Annotated in this window: 2 protein-coding genes; both read left to right on the top strand. The window is 66.9% G+C overall.

The annotated features are described in order from the left end of the window. Window positions 1-583 (top strand): molybdopterin-binding protein (locus tag B5F88_RS19820; RefSeq protein ID WP_242959905.1); only part of this gene is annotated, 583 nt, incomplete at its 5' end. Window positions 584-593: 10 nt separating this feature from the next. Continuing rightward, a partial coding sequence (locus B5F88_RS19815; protein WP_275532964.1) for a cyclic pyranopterin monophosphate synthase MoaC occupies window positions 594-840 on the top strand: 247 nt, incomplete at its 3' end.

Below are 840 nucleotides of genomic sequence, written 5' to 3'. Positions count from 1 at the left end.
CAACCAGATGCTGCTGGCCGCCCGGCTGGCGGAGCTGGGGTTTGAGACCGAAACCGCCCACCAGGGGGACAACCCCGCCGCCGTGGCGGAGGCCATGAGGGAGCTGCTGAACATCTGCGATGTGCTGCTCACCACCGGCGGGGTGTCGGTGGGGGACAAGGATATCTTTCATCAGGCCCTCCCCCTGCTGGGGGCGGAGCGGATCTTCTGGCGGGTGAACCTGAAACCGGGCACCCCCGCCATGTACTCCCTCTATAAGGGCAAGCCCATTCTCTCTCTGTCGGGCAATCCCTTTGCCGCCTTCACCACCTTTGAGCTGCTGGCCCGGCCCCTGCTGGCCGCCCTGTCCGGTGAGGAGGGCCCCCGCTGGGGGGAGGGCGTGCTGGACACCCCCTTCCCCAAGGCCAGCCCCAGGCGGCGGTTTATCCGGGGCCGGTACGAGAATGGACATATCACCCTGCCGGAGGGACATGCCTCCGGGATGCTCGCCTCCCTGGTGGGGTGCAACTGCCTGGCGGAGCTGCCGGCGGGCTCTCCCCCGGCGGAGACGGGTACCCGGGTACGGATTCTGCTGCTGGAATGAGGAGGCTGTCATGGAACCTGTTTTCAATCATTTTGACCAGGCGGGCAACGCGGTTATGGTGGATGTGACCGGCAAAGAGCCCACCTACCGTACCGCCGTGGCCGAGGGAAAAATCTTCGTCACCCGGCCCATTCTGGACGCCATCACCGGCCGCACCGCCGCCAAGGGGGACGTGCTTGGGGTGGCGAGGGTGGCGGGCATTATGGCCGCCAAGCGCACCTGGGAGGTCATCCCCCTGTGCCACCCCCTGCTGCTCA

The organism is Flavonifractor sp. An306, assembly GCF_002159455.1.
Taxonomy (GTDB): Bacteria; Bacillota; Clostridia; order Oscillospirales; family Oscillospiraceae; genus Flavonifractor.
The sequence above is the reverse complement of the archived record's forward strand: the minus strand, read 5'-3'. Positions and strand labels throughout refer to the sequence as shown.